Below are 17,426 nucleotides of genomic sequence, written 5' to 3'. Positions count from 1 at the left end.
ACAGTGAATGTTATCGGTTTTTATGAATGCGGCAGAATGAATCCGCCATATAAAAATGCAGCCACAATCAGAAAAGCAGGGTGCAGCTTGAATTTGGTCATCAAGAAAAAGGAGATCGCAGCAATGGCGAGCGATTGCGTCCAGCCGATGGCTTTCACAGCATCTCCGCCGATTTCCCATGTTAATAAAAGCATCATCATCGCAATGACAGGCTGAACGGATAAGGTCATGCCTTTTACGACGGGAGATTGACGAAAGCGGTCAATCAGCTTGAGCAATAAAATCAGCCCAACAGCGGATGGCAGGACAGTTGCAAGCAGTGCCACGATAAAGCCTGGCCAGCCCATGACGTCATAGCCGACATATGCTGCAATCTTCGTAGCGATTGGCCCCGGCAGTGCATTGGCTAAAGCCAGCATATTGGAGAATCCTTCGTTCGTCATCCAATGAAAATGATTGACGATTTCTTCATAATTGAGCGGGATGGATGCAGGGCCACCGCCATATCCTAATAGATTGGATAAAAAGAATGCCCAGAATAAAAAGAGAATCAGCATCATGAAGACACTCCTTTCTCTTTATTTGGCCGATTCCAGCGATTTTTCAGTTTAAAATGAAAGGCGCCATAAAGTAAAAAGATCATGACAATAATTCCTGGATGAATGGACAGCACTTGCAGCCCAATAAAGGCAAGAAGAAATAGAACGATCCCGAAGATCATGCCGAAGCCTTTCAGCGCTTTTTGTCCAAACTCATATGCCATGATGCCGAGCAGAACGGCAATGACAGGGGTCACAGCGCCAATCATATTTTGAATGATTTGTGAGGAGCTTAAGACGCTGACAAGTGTGACAAGGGCTACCATGGCGAGACATGTTGGTAAAATATGAGCAGCTGTGGCGACAATTGCGCCAGATACGCCCTTTAATCGATAGCCGAGGTATGCTGACATTTTCGTAGCGATCGGGCCTGGTAATGCATTGGCGATGGCGAGTGTTTCTCCGAATTCGTCATCGTTGATCCATTGGTATTTCACCACCGCTTCATGGCGAATAAGCGGTATGACGGAAGGGCCTCCGCCAAAACCGAGAATACCGGTTCGCACCATAGCGATAGTGAGTTCGATATATGATTGCAAGTGGTTCAACTCCTGTCTACAATTTCATGCCCATGCGGCTTTTGTATCGTTTAATGAGCATTTGGCAGTCCACACTGACAACGCCTTCTAGCGGGTATAGCTTTTTTGTCAGGAAAGTCTCCATTTCCTGTTCATGTTGAAAAATGCCATGCATATGCAGCTTGCTTGGTCCTGTCATGTGGTAAAGGCTTGTGACAGCCGTTTCCTTTTCAAGCTGAAGGGCTACCGCTTCTAAAAATTTCGGCTCTACCTCTACATTAAAGAAGACAGAGACATGAATGCCGACCTTCGCGGGGTTAATTACAGCGGTGAATCGTTCAATGACTCCTGCTTCAATGAGCTGCTGAATGCGGGCTTGTACGGCAACACGTGACAGACCGACCTGTTTGCCGAGATCTGTATAAGACATGCGCCCATCCTCGTGTAATAGGGATAAAATTTGTTTATCTCTTTCGTCTAATGTTAGGTTTGGAATGCTATAGTCTTTTGACACCGTATAACCACCTTTCTTCTGTTGATATTCTATCATATTTTATTACGAATAGAATGGATGATTTCTATTTTGGTATCGAAACGAAAACATTACGTGCGAGAAAACATCTTTGTGCATAAAAAAACACCCCGATCTCATCGGGGTGTCTTCATTTATTGATCCGGGCTGCTTTCTGCACTGGCAATTTGCTGTGCAAGATCAGCACGATCAATGTCTGCTTGGAAGAATTCCTGCGTATTTGGCAGGTGTAAATTCATATGGCGTTTTTGAGAAATGCGGATGGTGACTTGATCAACGGTGTAATCAAATACGTGTCCGCCAACACTTCGATCTTCATCAATAAAATGAAGATGATATCCACTCACCGCAATGCCATGTGCATACTGCGGTGTACGGAAGCCTGCGATCGTGCCTTGAATATCCTCGAAGTCGAAAATAGGCTGAGACTTGACTGCTTCTACCATTGGAACGTAAGGTTTTTCCTGTTTTTCAACCGTACGTGTTTGAACCTTTTTGAATGATCCATCAATGCGGACCGCATAAAAGATATTTTTACTTGGTAAAATGCGGTCGATTTCTTCTTCAAGTTCTTTAGACGTCATAGGTGCATCAATTCGATGAACGATATCTGTTTCAAAGAATGCTAGAGAGCAGAATGGTGAATAATCTTGATTGGTGACCGGTGTCGCTGTTCCGTCCGAGCGCAGCCGGTAGAATGCGCCGTCAAAGCCGATCAGTTCTCCATCTAATTGATTGAATGTACCGATGCCAAAATCACCGTGTTCAGGAATATGTGCGAGGGAGAAATCTCCATCATATACGGCTTCCAGCAGGGAGGTCATTGTCGATACTTGATAGACCTCTTGCTGTTTGTCATGCTGTCTTGTGTCATTCTGTTGATTCATTGGGTGCATCATACCCATAACCGCTCACTCCTTTAATGTAATGTATCGAAGTCTTATCTAACGTTCATTGCATGTTTTTTGCGAAAGACTTCTGGCCATTTTTGACTGGCGAGGTCAGGGTTGTCTTGATAGTCAATCGGAATATCAATAATCACGGGTCCTTCTATGTTTATACCCTTTTGAAGGACGGTTGAAAGCTCCTCAGGTGAGTTGACCCTTAGTCCAGTCGCTCCAAAGCTTTCCGCATATTTCACTAAATCGATCTGCCCGAATTCAACGCAGGATGTACGGTCATATTTCATTTCCTGCTGGAACGCGACCATGTCGTATGTGCTGTCGTTCCAAACAAGGTGAACGAGGTTTGTTTTCTTCCGGACTGCTGTTTCTAGCTCCATTGCGGAGAAGAGAAAACCGCCATCACCTGAGACCGAGATAATCTTTTCATCTGGATTCATGATAGAAGCCGCAATTGCCCATGGTAATGCGACGCCTAATGTTTGCATGCCGTTACTCACCAGGAATGAGTTCGGTTCATAGACGCGGAAGTGACGGGACATCCAAATCGCGTGAGATCCGATATCACACGTGACCTTCGTGTCATCAGGAATCAGACGTCTCAATGTATGAATGACATCCAGAGGGTGAGATCGATGACTTTCTCTTTCTGGTGTCTTTTCGATGTCGCTTAATAGTTCCTGTAATTCAGTGACGAATTCTATGTTCTCTTTGCTTAGAGAAAGGGGAACACTGTCATGCGCTAGATGTTTGACGGTTTCAGAAATATTGCCTACAAGCTCAAGAGCTGGCTCATAAAAATGGTCAATATCTGCCTGCATGTCATCAACATGGATGATCTGACGCTGCTGCGGCTGAAGATTCCAATGCTTCGGATCATATTCAATTGGATCAAAGCCAATGGTCAAAAGGACATCTGCATGTTCAATGAGAAGATCACCCGGCTGATTACGGAATAAGCCGATTCTGCCTACATATTGAGACTCGAGCTCTCTTGAGAGAACGCCGGCTCCTTGATACGTTTCAACAAATGGGATACCAAGTGTTTTTAATAATGCTCTTGTGGCATTTGCAGCAGCTGGACGACTAGCTTTCATTCCCACAATCGCAATAGGTAAGTGTGCATTTTGAATTTTGGCGATAGCCGAACTGATGAGAGCATCTGGTGCAGGACCTAATTCTGGAGAAGGGTGAGCAGACACTGGTGTTTGTGTGGTGTGTTCTGTCACGACATCTTGTGGAAAGCTGATAAATGCTGCTCCAGCCTGCCCTTTTTGTGCCGCGCGAAAAGCATTCGTTAATGCTTCTGGTATATTATGAACGTCTTGTACTTCAACGCTATATTTTGTGACTGGTTTGAATAATGCCGCATTGTCGAGTGATTGATGTGTTCGTTTCAGACGATCTGCACGAATGACGTTTCCGGCGATTGCGACAACAGGATCACCTTCTGTATTGGCTGTTAATAGACCTGTTGCTAAATTAGATGCACCAGGACCTGATGTGACAAGACAAACACCTGGTTTGCCGGTTAATCGTCCGACAGCAGCTGCCATAAAGGCTGCATTTTGTTCGTGTCTGCATAGGACAAGCTCTGGACCTCTGTCTTTTAATACATCAAATACAGCGTCAATTTTTGCACCTGGAATCGCAAAAACATGGGTCACACCTTGAGCAATCAGCGTATCAACAATCAACTCTGCTCCTCGTCTTGTTAGGGGTTGTGCTTGAGATTTCATTTACCCCGCACTCCTTTCGGCAAGTAAAATTTTTTATGAAAATATATTTTCATGATATGATTTACTATACATTTCATAAAATAAATTTTCCAATATATGTTTAACGTGGTTTTGATATGTTTCACGAATAAGTGTGTGAGGAGTGAAAGGATGGAACTGAGACATTTGCAGTATTTTGTCACAGTAGCGGAGGAGCTGCATTTTGGCAGAGCAGCCGCGCGGTTGAATATGACACAGCCTCCACTTAGTCAGCAAATTAAGCAGTTTGAGGAAGAATTGGGTTTTCCTTTATTTCACCGGTCGAAGAGGGTGGTGGAGCTAACAGCAGCTGGAAAGGTCTTTTTACATGAGGTTCGGGGAGTGCTGCAGCAGCTTGATAAAGCCGTTGATCATGCCCGTCATACAGCAAGAGGAGAGCTGGGGAAAATCATCATAGGTTTTGTTGGAACGGCGACGTACGATATTCTGCCGCCCGTTGTACGTGAATTCAGGGAGCTGTATCCCTCTGTCAGTATTGAATTGCAGCAGCTTTCTGTTCCGCAGCAGCTAGAGGCACTGTTAAATGGTGAGATTGATATCGGTTTTTTACATCCTACATCGCCGCATGAAGAGCTAGTCAGTCGTTTGATGAAGCAGAGTGAATGTATTTTTGCGATTCCAAAAAATCATCGATTGGCTAATAAAGAGACGGTCGCGATTGAAGATATCCGTCATGAACCGATTATTTCTTTATCACAGGAATCATGGCCGTCTCTTTATCAGCACTTTGTCCTGCTATGTGAAAAGTACGGGTTTTCTCCAAATATCGTGCAGGAAGCGGCGGAATATCAAATGATCATTGGCCTCGTCACAGCAGGGATCGGTATTGCAGTGATTCCAAAATCAGCCCGGCGTTTATTTAATCTGGATGTTGTATATCGGGCCATTGAGGATGAACAGCTTCTGGCGGAATGGACGATTTCCTATAGACGGGAAAATCATAATCCTGCTTTATTTCATCTTGTTCACCATATCCTGCATCGCACCGAGCTGGAATAAGATGTATAGGGAACGGGTTATGGTATGATGTCGTTACATTAAAAGGAGGCGTACCGAATTGATTACATTGCAAATGGATCAGCTGTCACGAAAAGAGGCATATAAATTATTATCTGGTTCTATCGTTCCAAGACCGATAGCGTTTATTACAAGTCTGTCTAAAGAAGATGTTGTCAATGCCGCACCATTTAGTTTCTTTAATGTCATCAGCGGACACCCGCCGCTCATTGCGGTTTCTATCGGACGACGTGATGGTCAGATGAAAGATACTGCGCAGCATATCATTGACAGGGAAGAGTTTGTCGTCCATGTGAGTGATGAAGACATGATAGAAGATATTAATGAAACAGCTGCTACATTGCCTCGGGAAGAGAGTGAGCTGGATCGCACCGGACTTCATCAAGTAGAGAGTCATGTCATTTCAGTGCCGGGAATCAAGGAAGCGCGCATTCGTTTTGAATGTCAGCTGGAAAAACATCTGACCTTTCAAAATGATGAAGGGGAGATCACAGTTGATCATATCATTGGCCGGGTTGTATGTGCACATTTAGATGAGGGTGTTTATGATGCAGAAAAAGGCTATGTTTCTACTAATGAACTGAAACCAGTTGCTCGCCTAGCAGGTAATGATTATGCCCATTTAGGCACGTCATTTGTGCTGAAAAGACCACAGTAATAGGAAAACCCCCGAGGGAAATCGGGGGTTTTCTGTTTATTTCTTCTGTTCTAGTTTGAGTGGAGCTGCGATGTTCTTTTGTACCTTTTTCCCTTTTAATACGTCGTTTGCAGCACCGACTGCCAGTTGACCGATCAGCTCTGGCTGCTGCGCAACTGTTGCAGAGAGCTTTCCTGCTTTGATTGAGCTGAGTGCATCTTCGTTGCCGTCAAAGCCAACGACAAGAATGTCTTTCCCAGAGCTTTGTATCGCTTCTAGTGCGCCAAGTGCCATTTCATCATTGTGGGCAAAAACGGCTTTGATGTCAGGGTTTCCTTGAAGGAGGTTTTCCATGACATTCAGTCCTTTTGTCCGGTCAAAGTCAGCAGCTTGTTTTGCTGTCACTTTTAAATCTTTATCCGCTATTTGATGGAATCCTTTTCCACGCTCACGTGTAGCGGAAGCGCCTGGTACGCCTTCTAATTCAGCGACTTTTGCTCCTTTGCCAACCTTGTCAATGATAAATTTAGCTGCCATTTCTCCGCCTTTGACGTTATCTGAGGCGACAAGTGCTTCTACCTTTCCACTTTCGGCTGAGCGGTCTAATGTGATGACAGGTATATCAGAAGCGTTTGCTGATTCGACAGCGGTTGATATGGCAGATGAATCCGCTGGGTTGATGAGCAATGCGTCGACGCCTTGCTGAATAAGGTCTTCAACATCACTTGTTTGTTTAGCTGAATCATTTTGTGCATCTGCAATCACGACTTCAATGCCTAGCTTTTTCGCTTCTTTTGTCACACCGTTTTTCAGAGAAACGAAGAATGGGTTATTTAACGTCGAGATCGACAGCCCAATTTTGATGTCCTTTTTCTTGCCATCCTTTGATGACTTGGCCCACTCCGGCGGTTCAAGTGAGCAGGCAGAAAGCATGAACAATGAGAGAGTCAGGATGAGAATAAGATATTTTTTCATAGCGGCTGCCTCCTTAAGCAGATTTCTTTCTGTCTAATAGGACTGCAATCAAGATGACAATCCCTTTCACAACAGATTGATAGAATGATGAAACGCCAAGTAAGTTCATACCATTGTTCAGGACACCGATAATGAGCACCCCGATGAGTGTGCCGACAATTCGTCCTCTTCCGCCGGACAGGCTTGTCCCGCCAAGTACGACGGCAGCAATGGCATCAAGCTCATAGGACGTACCAGCTGTTGGCTGCGCTGAATTTAGGCGAGATGTTAAGATCGCACCTGCTAAGGCAGACATGAAGCCTGCTAATGAATAGATCATAATTTTCACGCGTGGTACTTTGATTCCTGAGATGAGAGCCGCCTTTTCATTCCCGCCGATGGCATATGTTCTTCTGCCGAAAGGTGTTTTATGAAGCAGTACCCAAAGTACGATAAAGGTGAGAAGCATCGTGATCGCTGGAACAGGAATGCCTAAGAAATATCCGCGGCCGAATAACTGAAATGCATAGTTAGAGCCAAGCCCAGTAATCGGGTTTCCGTCTGTATAAACGAGTGTCAAACCTCTGAAAATTGTCATCGTGGCAAGCGTTGCGATAAATGGAGCCATCTTGCCTTTTGTGATTAAAAGACCGTTGATCATCCCAAGAACGGCACCGATGATACAGCCGACGATAATGGCTAAAATCGGATCCATGCCAGAAACGATAAAGCCGGCAGTCAGGGCACTGGACAGTGCAAGAATAGCACCGACTGATAAATCAATACCTCCAGTTAAAATAACAAACGTCATGCCAAAGGCAATGAGGGCATTAATGGAGATTTGTCTCAGTAAGTTTAAGATGTTTAATGGCTCTAAAAAGGCTGGGTTTAAAATAGAAACAATGGCGACAAGGATGATGAGTCCTAAGAATGGCCCAAGCTTTTGCATGATGTGATCAAATCGTCCATTTGAAGTAAGTGGTTTCATGTTACTTCCCTCCTGTAGCTAGTGTCATAATTCGTTCCTGCGTTGCTTCTGCTTTGTCTAATTCTCCGCTGATGGTTCCTTCATGAATGACGAGCACCCGGTCGCTCATCCCGAGTATCTCTGGGAGTTCAGAGGAGACCATTAAAATGGCAACGCCTCGATCGGTCAGCTCATTCATTAACTGATAGATTTCTCGTTTCGCTCCGACGTCTACGCCTCGTGTCGGTTCATCTAAAATCAATACCTTCGGCTGTATGCCGATCCATTTGGCGATGACGACTTTTTGCTGATTTCCACCAGACAGGCTTCGGGCAGAGATGTCAGAGGAAGCCGTTTTTATCGTCAGTCGTTTGATGAGAAGGTCGACAAAATCCTGTTCTGTTTTCTTATCAATCAGTCCCTTTGGAGAGAAGCTTTTTAAGTTTGGCAGACCGATGTTTTCTCGGATGGATGCATCAAGCATCAATCCTTCATCCTTGCGATCCTCTGTGATAAAGCCGATGCCGAGCTTGACGGCATCACTTGGTTTTTTAATAACAGCCTTTTTTCCATGAACCCATATTTCTCCTTGATCAAGAGGATCAAGACCAAAGAGCGACCGCATCATTTCGGTCCGGCCAGCACCCATTAAGCCTGCAACACCAACGATTTCTCCAGCTTTAACTGAGAAGCTGATATCTTGAAATTGTCCTTTTCTCGTTGCTTGTTTCACCTCAAGGACAATGTCTCCTGTAGAAGGCGTTCGCTCAGGATATCGATCTGTCAATTCACGGCCGACCATTTTTTTGACGACTTCATGGAAATTCGTTTCAGGTATGGCTTTCGTATCGACCGTTTTCCCATCACGCATGATCGTAATCCGGTCACAGATTGCAAAGATTTCCTCCATACGGTGAGAAATATAGACTATGGAAGCGCCTTCTTTTTTGAGAGATTCAATGACCTGGAAGAGCTTCTCGATTTCCCGTTCCGTAAGAGCTGCTGTCGGCTCATCCATGATGATGACCTTTGCATCGGTCATTAATGCTTTTGCAATCTCAATCATCTGTTTTTGTCCAACAGAACAGCTGCCTGCCTCTTGTTCAAGTGAGAGATTCACAGACAAACGGTCCAGCTGCGTTTGGGCGAGGGTCTTCATTTTCTTAGTATCTAGCAGTCCGAGTTTCGTATAGATTTCTTTCCCGATGAATAGGTTCTCCAAGACGGTCATATCCGGCCATATGTTGAGCTCCTGATGAATGAAGGCGATGCCGTGCTGCTCCGCTTCCTTCGGATTTTTGAAAGCGGTTTCTTTTCCGTCGATTTGTATCGTTCCTTGATCTAAAGAATAAAGACCTGTAAGCAGATTCATTAAAGTTGATTTTCCCGCACCATTTTCACCCATGAGTGCGTGGACTTCACCTGTTACGAGGTCAAAGGAGACCCCGGAGAGAACGGTGTTTTTTCCAAAAGCCTTATGGATGTTATGCATCTCTATGTTCATATCTGGCTCCTCCTTTTAAAAGATGACACCGGCATGAAGAATGCAGTTTGCGTATGGGGTGGCTTCACCCGTTCGAATGACTGCTTTTGCCTGTTTGGTCATGTCTTTGAACGTCTCGTGGTCTACTTCATGTAACGGTTTTGAGAGCGCTTTCCTAAGAAATAAATGATCTCGTTCATTGGCTTCTTTGATTTCACTAGCTACAGTGATGTTTTCAACGGCCATTTCCTGAAGAAGGAGGGAGGTGACCTCCTGAAAGGATGGTGTGCCGATTGATAATGCCAGGTCGATTTTGACTGGACCTTCTGGGATAGGGAGACCACAGTCTGCGATGACGATTGTATCTGTGTGGCCAAGGTCAGCAAGCACCTTGGCGATATGGCTGTTTAGGATGCCGTTTTTTTTCATTTCTTTTTCTCCAATTCTTCTCTTGTTGGCATGCCGCCTTGTGCGCCAAACTTTGTGACGGACATTGATGCTGCAAGGTTGGCAAAGGCAAGTGCGTCATAGAGGGATTTGCCTTCTGTTAGAGCGACAGCCAAGGCTCCGTTAAAGGTATCGCCAGCCCCTGTTGTATCGACTGTTTCGACAGGAACGCCTGGAACCAACACGTCTTTCGTTCCATCAAAATATCGAACCCCATTTTTTCCTTCTGTGATTAATAATTTGTTAGGGTATTGACGCAAGGCATCTTCAATTGGCAGACCATCAAACATCAGAACAGCTTCATGTTCATTCGGTGTAATGTAAGCAGCCTGATCTAAAACCTGCTTCGATACTTTACGGGCTGGTGCAGGGTTTAAAATGACAGGGATTTCTTTTTCACTGCAAATGGCGCAGACCGCTTCGACCGTTTCTTCAGGTATTTCCTGCTGGATGAGAACCATCCCAATATCATCAATTGTAGAAAGAGCATCACTTACATAGTCAGGAGTAACCTCGTCATTTGCCCCTTTGACCACTACAATGCTGTTATCACCTTCTGCTAAAATGATATGAGCTGTGCCGCTCTCCATTTCGGTAACCGGTTTCATATATGAGATGCGGACACCTTGTGCTTGTAAATTGCTGAGAATATCATGGCCATAAGCATCATCACCAACTCGGCCGACCATATATACATCTGCACCGAGTCTGGCGCTTGCGACTGCCTGATTGGCACCTTTCCCGCCTGGGACCGTTTTAAACGATTCGCCTAAAACCGTTTCACCGGCATTTGGCCGTTTATCTGAAGTGACGACTAAATCCATTGAACAGCTTCCTACTACAACAATATGACTCATTGTGAATCCACCTTTCTTGTGGTCTCTCGTTCAATAAAAGAGACGGGCATTTGAATAACTGGTTGATCTATCGGTTGTTTCTGAATCGCTTTGATTAACAGCTGTGCCGCTTCTTTTCCCATCTCATAGGCGGGCTGCCTTATGGTCGATAGGGAAGGGAAGAGCAGCTCACTTTGCGGAATATCATCAAATCCAATGATTTGAACGTCTCCTGGAATCGCTTTTCCGATTCGAAGCGCTTCATGGATGACCGCTGTTGCGACGATATCGTTGCTGGCAATGATCCCATCAGTTTCAGGGTACAGCTGGAAAAGGGCCTTGGCACTTTTTCGAGCTTCTTGAAAGGAAAAGGAAGCATTAGACATCACATGAAAGTCGACACCTGTTTCCGTGAGAACATCGAGTGCGCCTTTGAATCGCTGCCGCGCTGTTTGCAGATGGGCAGGTCCTTTTAACAGTGTGATCTGCCGGCTGCCGCGTCTGATTAATTCCATTGCCGCCATTTTCCCGCCAGCTGCAGCATCTGCAAAAACAGAAGGTGCATGTGGAACCGTTCGATCTAAAAACACAACAGGCAGATCATCATCATTGTATATATCTGACTCAGGTTCATTTGTGACCGCGATGACACCGACCACTTGATTTTGTTTAAAGGTTTGCAAGTATGCCATTTCTTTCTCTCGATCTTCATCACTGTTTCCGAATAATAACCGAAAACCGTGCGCATGAATCTCATCCTCAACGCCTCTAGCAAGCTGAGGAAAGAAGGGGTTTGTGATATCAGGCAAGATTAAGCCGATTAAGCGTGATTCTCTTTTGAAAAGGGATCTAGCCACTTCATTGGGAAAGTAGTTCAACTCCTGCATCGCTTGCGTCACGCGAGTTTTCGTATCTGAATGAACATATCCAGTATCATTGAGCACGCGTGAAACAGTGGCAACAGACACTTGTGCAGCTTTTGCGACATCTTTAATTGTAGCCAATGGAGAGCCTCCCTTCATGAATGTGTAACCGTTTACACACATAGATTATCACGAAAGCATCGAAATGACAATCTAAAAAAAATAAAAAAAAGAAAAGAAAGAAGGCTTCTTCCTTTTCTTAACTAATAATACCTGTTTGTGTAATGTTCACTTTCACTTTTGGAATGATTTTCACCTTCGGATAATCGGTGACCCAGTTCATTTTCATATATTCATCATAGTGTTTTACCCTATATTTTCTGCCAAGGCTTAGGACGTCAGAATTTGCTTCTTGCAGGGCCGCAATGACTCTTTCGGCGTCTTTAGTCAAAATAGCTGACAGCCTTTTATTTAACATTTTAATTTTCTTGTCTGTATCTAAATTATCTTTCGGATATTCAATAATAGAGGTATTGAATTCAAACTCAAGAGAGAAGGTTACGTTTCGATGATCAGGATTGACGATTTTAATGTCTCTCTTTGTATCGGTAACTTGAATGCTGATGTAATTGTTCTCCTTTGATTTCATATCACTTCTTACTTTTTTTGTGAAGTTTGCATAACTGCCCATTTTTCCATCCATGATGGTGAGCAGAATGGCATCTTGCGCATAAAGTTCACCTTTCTTTTTCTCATTATCAAATAAGGCGACCCCCCTTACACTCGTTAACTTTTTCGATTTATCGTAGTAGAGTAATGGCAGTGTGAAATCCTCGCCGGTTTGCAGCATTTTGGACCGGATATTTTGAATGTTCTTAGGTGCAACTTGTGAGGAGCGTGATGCAGAAGTGATCAGGTTGTTTAAATAGTCGCTCACAATGAGTTTTTCCTTGAGCAGAGAATTGATTAAGTCCACACAGCTCCCGCCTTGCACCACTGCCAAGTTTGCGAGCAAAGGGCTTTTGGGATCGCGATAAAACATATCTAAGTAAGGGAGCAGCCGGTTTTGGGCAAATTCATCACCGATCAGCAGGACCCTCATTTTCGACATATCAATTTTTTGGTCTACACTTCGGCTAAAGTTGCTTCTTGCTTTTCTTAAAGTAGGCGCATCGGTTGTGAGAACAGTGGTTAAATAGCTGCCAGAATTCCCTTGCTGCATACTTTGAGACTGCTGCACCTTTCGATAGGTAATCGAATATCTCGCATTGTCATCCTCTCCTTGATCAACAGCTGAAGTTAATACGAGCGAGATGTCTTTTAATAGGTTTTGATCCCAGCAGCCAGGCATGAAAATGAGGGAAACACACATAAGCAGTGTCAACATGTACCTATGATGCATGTGATTTCACCTTCTTTTTGCGGTGTTTGATAAAGATGATAACGGCCATCATGATCGGAAGTGTGTATATAAATGAATATTGTGCAACGGTGGTAAAGTCATTGAAGCGCTGAATTCTAAAGTTATCAGTTGAAAGAAAACAGCTTGCAGCATAAATCAAAATGGCAAAATAGTAGACATATTTTTTGTGATTTTTTTTCTTCAGCATACTGGACACACCATTTGCACAAAAGTACAGATAATTACTCAGTGTGGCTAAAATGACAAAGACCCAAAAGCTTAGAAAAATTAAATCCGTGCGCTCAATGACACCGAATGTAATGGTTTTTAATAGATACAAAACAGGATTCGGGATAACATCAAGCTCAGCTGGGCTGAAAAACATAAAACAAATTAATGTAATAAATAGGTAGTAAAGCGTCGTGCATATATTTGAAATGGTCATCACTTTATATCGTTCCTTAATGGTGCCCTTCATCAGTGGAGAGATGATTAAAATCATCTCAAATCCATTCAATGACAGCACCACGTCCTTCAATCCAAGCTGAAATTGAGAAATATCTGTTTGGAAAAAAGGCAGAAGGTAATCAATATTGGTTCCTTTCAATGAATAGAACATCAATAGAGAGAGCATAAGCAAAAAGGGAGTTAAGATAAAGTTAAACCTGACAATGGCTGTAATTTGCTCCTTTGAGATATAGATAATGCATATCATCAGTAATAGGTTAATCACCCAGTTTGGTGTGAGCGGGAGCACCCATATGCCAAGAATCCTTGTGAATATAGAAAGGACTACGATGCAGACCGAGGCAAAGTATACCGTATAGAGCACGACCAAGGCGCGTCCAATCCATTTTCCAAAGACCTCAATCAGCGCTTGGAAAAATGACGTTTCTGGATACTTGTAAATGATATAAAGAAAAATGGTATTGATGATTTGGATAAAAAAACACGCGACAATTATTGCCATCCAGCCATCGTGTCCCATGTCTTTCATTAGCAAATGGGGGAGCGCTAAAATACCAACACCAATTTGAGATTGGATGATAAAAAAAACAGCTTGAGGTGGAGATATTTTATTTTTCATTTTTCTTTTTCCACCCTCTCAGTTGTTCAATTTGTTTGTTCTTTTGCGGATTTAAATAAACAGGGCGGTTTTTGTACATCCACATTGGGAGTCGAACCACAGTATCTTTTAAGTCCTGCCAGTTAAATGGAGCAACAGGTGATAAATATGGCACCCCTAGTGATTCTAGGCGGCATAAATTCATGAGAATAATGGCGAGCCCAAATGAAATGCCAATAAATCCAAACATCGATGCCATAAACATGAGCGGGAAACGAAGCATCCTGATGGTGGACGTCATTTCAAACGACGGAAGTACAAATGAAGCGACAGCCGTCACAGCGACTACAATCACTTGGACATTCGAAATAAGTCCTGCTTGTACAACCGCATCCCCAATAACCAAACCTCCTACGATGCCAATGGTCTGCCCGATAGGTTTAGGCAGACGCACCCCAGCCTCACGTATAAGTTCAATTGTGATCTCCATCAGCATAGCCTCAATCAATGGAGGAAAGGGAATGCCAATAATAGAGTTCTTCATCGTAATAGCTAGTTCATCTGGGACAACCTCATAATGAAACGCAATAACAGCAATATAAAAAGATGGCAATATGACTGCGATGATGCAGGCAAGATAACGAAGAATACGAATAAACGTAGCAGGAATCCAGCGGCTGTTATAATCATCTGGCGACTGAAAAAAACTAAAGAACGTGATAGGCAGAATAATGGCCATTGGACTGCCATCCATGAGTACGACTATTCTGCCTTCAAGAATTGCAGATCTTACCTTGTCCGGACGTTCTGTATCAATCAGCTGCGGGAAAATAGAATATGAATCTTCCTCAATTGCCTCAACGATAGAGCCAGGACTTATCAGTGTGTCTACTTTAATAGAAGAAATCCGTCTGTTGACTTCTTCGACCTTTTCTTGATTGGCAATATCAGATATATAAACCGTTGCAAGCTTTGTTTCCGATTTTGTACCGACCTTATGATATTGAATGGCAAGCTTCCGATCATTTAAATGCGAACGCAGTAAGTAGATATTGGTATCAAGACTTTCAACAAAACCATCATGTGCACCCGCGATAATACTTTCAGAAGACGGTTCAGTAATAGAGCGCAGCGGCGGCTGTCCGACAGCAAACAGCTTGATTTGCGAGGAGTTTTCATCAAGAAAGGCAATACTTCCAGCAATAATACTGTCTGTGATCAGCGTCAAGTCGCCTGTTTCAAGTGTGCTAAGAGACTTTATATAATTCTGCTTTCCAGGAGAGCCTAATAAGTTACCGATAATGAAATCATTTAATTTGCCTTCATCAATTCTTGTTTTAATAAAGAACAGCACAGATTTTGTTTCATTCACCATTAACTCTCGATATTCAAAATCGCCGCTTTGCTGAAATGTTTTTTTTAGGATACGGATTTTTTCTTCGAAGCTGCCTGATAAAAAATGCAGGCGTGTCTGCTCATTGGTGTTTGGCATCTTTAGCCTCCTCTCACAGATTTTTTACCCATAGTGTAAGCGGAGAAGCGGATTTTATTCGTCTCCTTTGGGGAAAGCATGCCATAAGCTGACAACTTTCAACTAAATTCACATTAAAAATGTTAAGAAATGATGAATCTTGATAAAAACAAATGAATAATGTTTCATTGTTTAGGTCATAAGGTGCGAATCTCGTAAAGAGAAGGTACACCTAAATGATCAAAATTTTACATCTTATCCCAATTTTTCGTGACCTAAAAATAAGCAGATGACTTGATTTTTTTAGAGGTGACCTTTGTCATAGGCCAACACATAGCAATCTGACCAATGAGAATGACTTTCTAACCTGTTCGTTCAAAAATATAAAATATTCTAAAACACGCACTATTCATTTAAAGCGCTGATATGACTGATGTTATAGAGAAGAGCGGGCTTTAAAACATTGATTCAAAATACATCTTAATAATTGTCAAAAAATTTAGGGAGAAAAGGACAAAAGATTTTCGGATCATTGATGGTAACGCTTTCTCATGAATTCAGCAGAAATTCAGATTGATTTTTGTCCGCCTTTTGGCCTTTTCATTTAAAGGATGGGTAGGCAAAAAAGCCTTCTGATTAGAGGAATTTGGCATACGAGGAAGTGAAAGATTATGTTACATAATACCGATTGTGATTTTATGCTGAACAGATATACTGTTGATTGAATTTACATATCACACTCATAAAAAAAGGAGATGTAGATAGCGATGTGGTTAATCGTTATAGCCTGTGTCATCATGTTAGGGATTGGCTTTATTGAAAAGAAGCGTCATCAGAAAAATATCGATGCCCTGCCGGTGCGCGTCAATATTAATGGTATTCGCGGAAAGTCTACCGTCACAAGATTGACAACCGGTATCTTAATGGAGGCAGGTTATAAAACTGTCGGTAAAACAACGGGAACGGATGCAAGAATGATTTATTGGGATACGCCAGAGGAGAAACCGATTAAAAGGAAACCGCAAGGACCGAATATCGGAGAGCAGAAAGAAGTTATGAGAGAAACAGTTGAAAGAGGAGCAAATGCCATCGTCAGTGAATGTATGGCGGTAAATCCAGATTACCAAATTATCTTTCAGGAAGAGCTGCTTCAAGCAAATATTGGCGTGATCGTAAACGTTCTTGAAGACCATATGGACGTTATGGGGCCGACACTTGATGAAATAGCAGAAGCCTTTACAGCGACAATTCCTTACAATGGACACTTGGTTATTACGGATAGTGAATATACAGATTTCTTTAAAGAGATTGCGAAAAAACGCAACACAGAAGTCATTGTTGCGGATAATTCCAAGATTTCTGATGAGTTTTTGCGGAAATTTGAGTACATGGTTTTCCCAGATAATGCTTCACTTGCACTTGGGGTTGCCCAAGCATTAGGGATTGATGAAGATACGGCATTCAGAGGAATGTTAAATGCGCCGCCTGATCCAGGAGCGATGAGAATTCTCCCATTAATGGACGCGAAAACACCTGGACACTTTGTAAATGGATTTGCGGCAAATGACGCAGCATCTACATTGAACATTTGGAAGCGTGTGAAAGAAATTGGATATCCAACAGATGAACCGATTATTATTATGAACTGCCGTGCGGATCGGGTAGATAGAACGATCCAGTTTGCGGAGGATGTACTTCCATATATTGAAGCAAGTGACCTTGTCTTAATTGGTGAAACAACTGATCCAATTGTGAAGGCATATGAGGAAGGGAAAATTCCGGCTGACCACTTACACAACCTTGAATATCAATCTACAGAAGAAATTATGAATATGCTTGAGAAAAAGCTTCATAATCGAGTGGTTTATGGAGTCGGCAATATCCATGGTGCCGCTGAACCGTTAATCGAAAAAATTCAAGAATACAAAATTAAGCAGCTTGTCAGCTAGGAGGA

General features: G+C 43.0%; 17 protein-coding genes. 3 read left to right on the top strand and 14 right to left on the bottom strand.

Annotated features, from left to right (window positions below):
• Window positions 1-20 precede the first annotated feature (20 nt).
• The 5 genes from MHH61_RS06630 to alsS all read right to left on the bottom strand — a co-directional run bounded on the left by MHH61_RS06630 (window position 21) and on the right by alsS (window position 4,290).
• Window positions 21-557, bottom strand: coding sequence for a chromate transporter (locus MHH61_RS06630; RefSeq protein WP_024423686.1), 537 nt, complete (start codon window positions 555-557; stop codon window positions 21-23).
• Window positions 557-1,108 (bottom strand): chromate transporter, encoded by a 552-nt coding sequence (locus tag MHH61_RS06625; protein ID WP_051149970.1) that lies wholly within the window; start codon window positions 1,106-1,108, stop codon window positions 557-559. The genes MHH61_RS06630 and MHH61_RS06625 overlap by 1 nt, the downstream gene beginning before the upstream one ends.
• A gap of 46 nt (window positions 1,109-1,154) precedes the next feature.
• Window positions 1,155-1,631: an Lrp/AsnC family transcriptional regulator gene (locus MHH61_RS06620; RefSeq protein WP_024426311.1), complete on the bottom strand. Its 477-nt coding sequence runs from the start codon at window positions 1,629-1,631 to the stop codon at window positions 1,155-1,157.
• A 152-nt stretch (window positions 1,632-1,783) separates the two neighbouring features.
• A complete protein-coding gene (gene budA, locus MHH61_RS06615; RefSeq protein WP_024423683.1) occupies window positions 1,784-2,554 on the bottom strand; it encodes an acetolactate decarboxylase in 771 nt (256 codons plus the stop codon).
• A gap of 35 nt (window positions 2,555-2,589) precedes the next feature.
• The gene (gene alsS, locus MHH61_RS06610) at window positions 2,590-4,290 is read right to left on the bottom strand and encodes an acetolactate synthase AlsS (RefSeq protein WP_024426310.1); all 1,701 of its coding nucleotides are present in this window, start codon (window positions 4,288-4,290) and stop codon (window positions 2,590-2,592) included.
• 150 nt (window positions 4,291-4,440) lie between these two features.
• On the opposite strand from alsS, the gene alsR reads away from it, so the two are divergent.
• Window positions 4,441-5,328: an acetoin biosynthesis transcriptional regulator AlsR gene (gene alsR / locus MHH61_RS06605; RefSeq protein ID WP_024426309.1), complete on the top strand. Its 888-nt coding sequence runs from the start codon at window positions 4,441-4,443 to the stop codon at window positions 5,326-5,328.
• Between the two features lie 58 nt (window positions 5,329-5,386).
• Window positions 5,387-6,004: a flavin reductase family protein gene (locus MHH61_RS06600; protein ID WP_024423680.1), complete on the top strand. Its 618-nt coding sequence runs from the start codon at window positions 5,387-5,389 to the stop codon at window positions 6,002-6,004.
• Window positions 6,005-6,040: 36 nt separating this feature from the next.
• Here the strand turns inward: MHH61_RS06600 and rbsB are convergent, their stop codons facing one another.
• From rbsB to MHH61_RS06555, 9 genes are all read right to left on the bottom strand, one after another.
• A complete protein-coding gene (gene rbsB / locus MHH61_RS06595) occupies window positions 6,041-6,958 on the bottom strand; it encodes a ribose ABC transporter substrate-binding protein RbsB (RefSeq protein ID WP_024423679.1) in 918 nt (305 codons plus the stop codon).
• Window positions 6,959-6,971: 13 nt separating this feature from the next.
• Window positions 6,972-7,925 carry a ribose ABC transporter permease RbsC gene (gene rbsC / locus MHH61_RS06590; protein WP_024423678.1) on the bottom strand — a complete coding sequence of 318 codons (954 nt, stop codon included), beginning with the start codon at window positions 7,923-7,925 and terminating at the stop codon, window positions 6,972-6,974.
• A 1-nt stretch (window position 7,926) separates the two neighbouring features.
• Window positions 7,927-9,408 carry a sugar ABC transporter ATP-binding protein gene (locus tag MHH61_RS06585; RefSeq protein WP_125585893.1) on the bottom strand — a complete coding sequence of 494 codons (1,482 nt, stop codon included), beginning with the start codon at window positions 9,406-9,408 and terminating at the stop codon, window positions 7,927-7,929.
• A gap of 15 nt (window positions 9,409-9,423) precedes the next feature.
• Window positions 9,424-9,816, bottom strand: coding sequence for a D-ribose pyranase (gene rbsD / locus MHH61_RS06580; protein ID WP_125585895.1), 393 nt, complete (start codon window positions 9,814-9,816; stop codon window positions 9,424-9,426).
• A complete protein-coding gene (gene rbsK / locus MHH61_RS06575) occupies window positions 9,813-10,691 on the bottom strand; it encodes a ribokinase (RefSeq protein ID WP_125585897.1) in 879 nt (292 codons plus the stop codon). Before rbsK ends, rbsD begins: the two co-directional genes overlap by 4 nt.
• Window positions 10,688-11,674 carry a LacI family DNA-binding transcriptional regulator gene (locus tag MHH61_RS06570; protein WP_024423674.1) on the bottom strand — a complete coding sequence of 329 codons (987 nt, stop codon included), beginning with the start codon at window positions 11,672-11,674 and terminating at the stop codon, window positions 10,688-10,690. The genes rbsK and MHH61_RS06570 overlap by 4 nt, the downstream gene beginning before the upstream one ends.
• Window positions 11,675-11,792: 118 nt before the next feature.
• Window positions 11,793-12,935 (bottom strand): Ger(x)C family spore germination protein, encoded by a 1,143-nt coding sequence (locus MHH61_RS06565; RefSeq protein ID WP_024426304.1) that lies wholly within the window; start codon window positions 12,933-12,935, stop codon window positions 11,793-11,795.
• Complete coding sequence (locus MHH61_RS06560; RefSeq protein WP_024426303.1) at window positions 12,925-14,022, bottom strand: GerAB/ArcD/ProY family transporter; 1,098 nt, start codon at window positions 14,020-14,022, stop codon at window positions 12,925-12,927. The genes MHH61_RS06565 and MHH61_RS06560 overlap by 11 nt, the downstream gene beginning before the upstream one ends.
• Window positions 14,012-15,493: a spore germination protein gene (locus MHH61_RS06555; protein WP_024426302.1), complete on the bottom strand. Its 1,482-nt coding sequence runs from the start codon at window positions 15,491-15,493 to the stop codon at window positions 14,012-14,014. The genes MHH61_RS06560 and MHH61_RS06555 overlap by 11 nt, the downstream gene beginning before the upstream one ends.
• A gap of 746 nt (window positions 15,494-16,239) precedes the next feature.
• On the opposite strand from MHH61_RS06555, the gene pgsB reads away from it, so the two are divergent.
• Window positions 16,240-17,421, top strand: a complete 1,182-nt coding sequence (gene pgsB, locus MHH61_RS06550; RefSeq protein ID WP_024423670.1) for a poly-gamma-glutamate synthase PgsB — start codon at window positions 16,240-16,242, stop codon at window positions 17,419-17,421.
• Window positions 17,422-17,426 lie beyond the last annotated feature (5 nt).

Origin of the sequence: Bacillus sp. FSL K6-3154, assembly GCF_040869395.1 — a bacterium.
Classification (GTDB): domain Bacteria; phylum Bacillota; class Bacilli; order Bacillales; family Bacillaceae; genus Bacillus; species Bacillus safensis.
The sequence above is the reverse complement of the archived record's forward strand: the minus strand, read 5'-3'. Positions and strand labels throughout refer to the sequence as shown.

Coding starts and splice junctions, on each gene's coding strand:
- MHH61_RS06630 (WP_024423686.1), bottom strand. CDS start 557: ATGCTGATTCTCTTTTTATTCTGGGCATTCTTTTTATCCAATCTATTA.
- MHH61_RS06625 (WP_051149970.1), bottom strand. CDS start 1,108: ATGGTGCGAACCGGTATTCTCGGTTTTGGCGGAGGCCCTTCCGTCATA.
- budA (WP_024423683.1), bottom strand. CDS start 2,554: ATGGGTATGATGCACCCAATGAATCAACAGAATGACACAAGACAGCAT.
- alsS (WP_024426310.1), bottom strand. CDS start 4,290: ATGAAATCTCAAGCACAACCCCTAACAAGACGAGGAGCAGAGTTGATT.
- alsR (WP_024426309.1), top strand. CDS start 4,441: ATGGAACTGAGACATTTGCAGTATTTTGTCACAGTAGCGGAGGAGCTG.
- rbsB (WP_024423679.1), bottom strand. CDS start 6,958: ATGAAAAAATATCTTATTCTCATCCTGACTCTCTCATTGTTCATGCTT.
- rbsC (WP_024423678.1), bottom strand. CDS start 7,925: ATGAAACCACTTACTTCAAATGGACGATTTGATCACATCATGCAAAAG.
- MHH61_RS06585 (WP_125585893.1), bottom strand. CDS start 9,408: ATGAACATAGAGATGCATAACATCCATAAGGCTTTTGGAAAAAACACC.
- rbsD (WP_125585895.1), bottom strand. CDS start 9,816: ATGAAAAAAAACGGCATCCTAAACAGCCATATCGCCAAGGTGCTTGCT.
- rbsK (WP_125585897.1), bottom strand. CDS start 10,691: ATGAGTCATATTGTTGTAGTAGGAAGCTGTTCAATGGATTTAGTCGTC.
- MHH61_RS06565 (WP_024426304.1), bottom strand. CDS start 12,935: ATGCATCATAGGTACATGTTGACACTGCTTATGTGTGTTTCCCTCATT.
- MHH61_RS06560 (WP_024426303.1), bottom strand. CDS start 14,022: ATGAAAAATAAAATATCTCCACCTCAAGCTGTTTTTTTTATCATCCAA.
- MHH61_RS06555 (WP_024426302.1), bottom strand. CDS start 15,493: ATGCCAAACACCAATGAGCAGACACGCCTGCATTTTTTATCAGGCAGC.
- pgsB (WP_024423670.1), top strand. CDS start 16,240: ATGTGGTTAATCGTTATAGCCTGTGTCATCATGTTAGGGATTGGCTTT.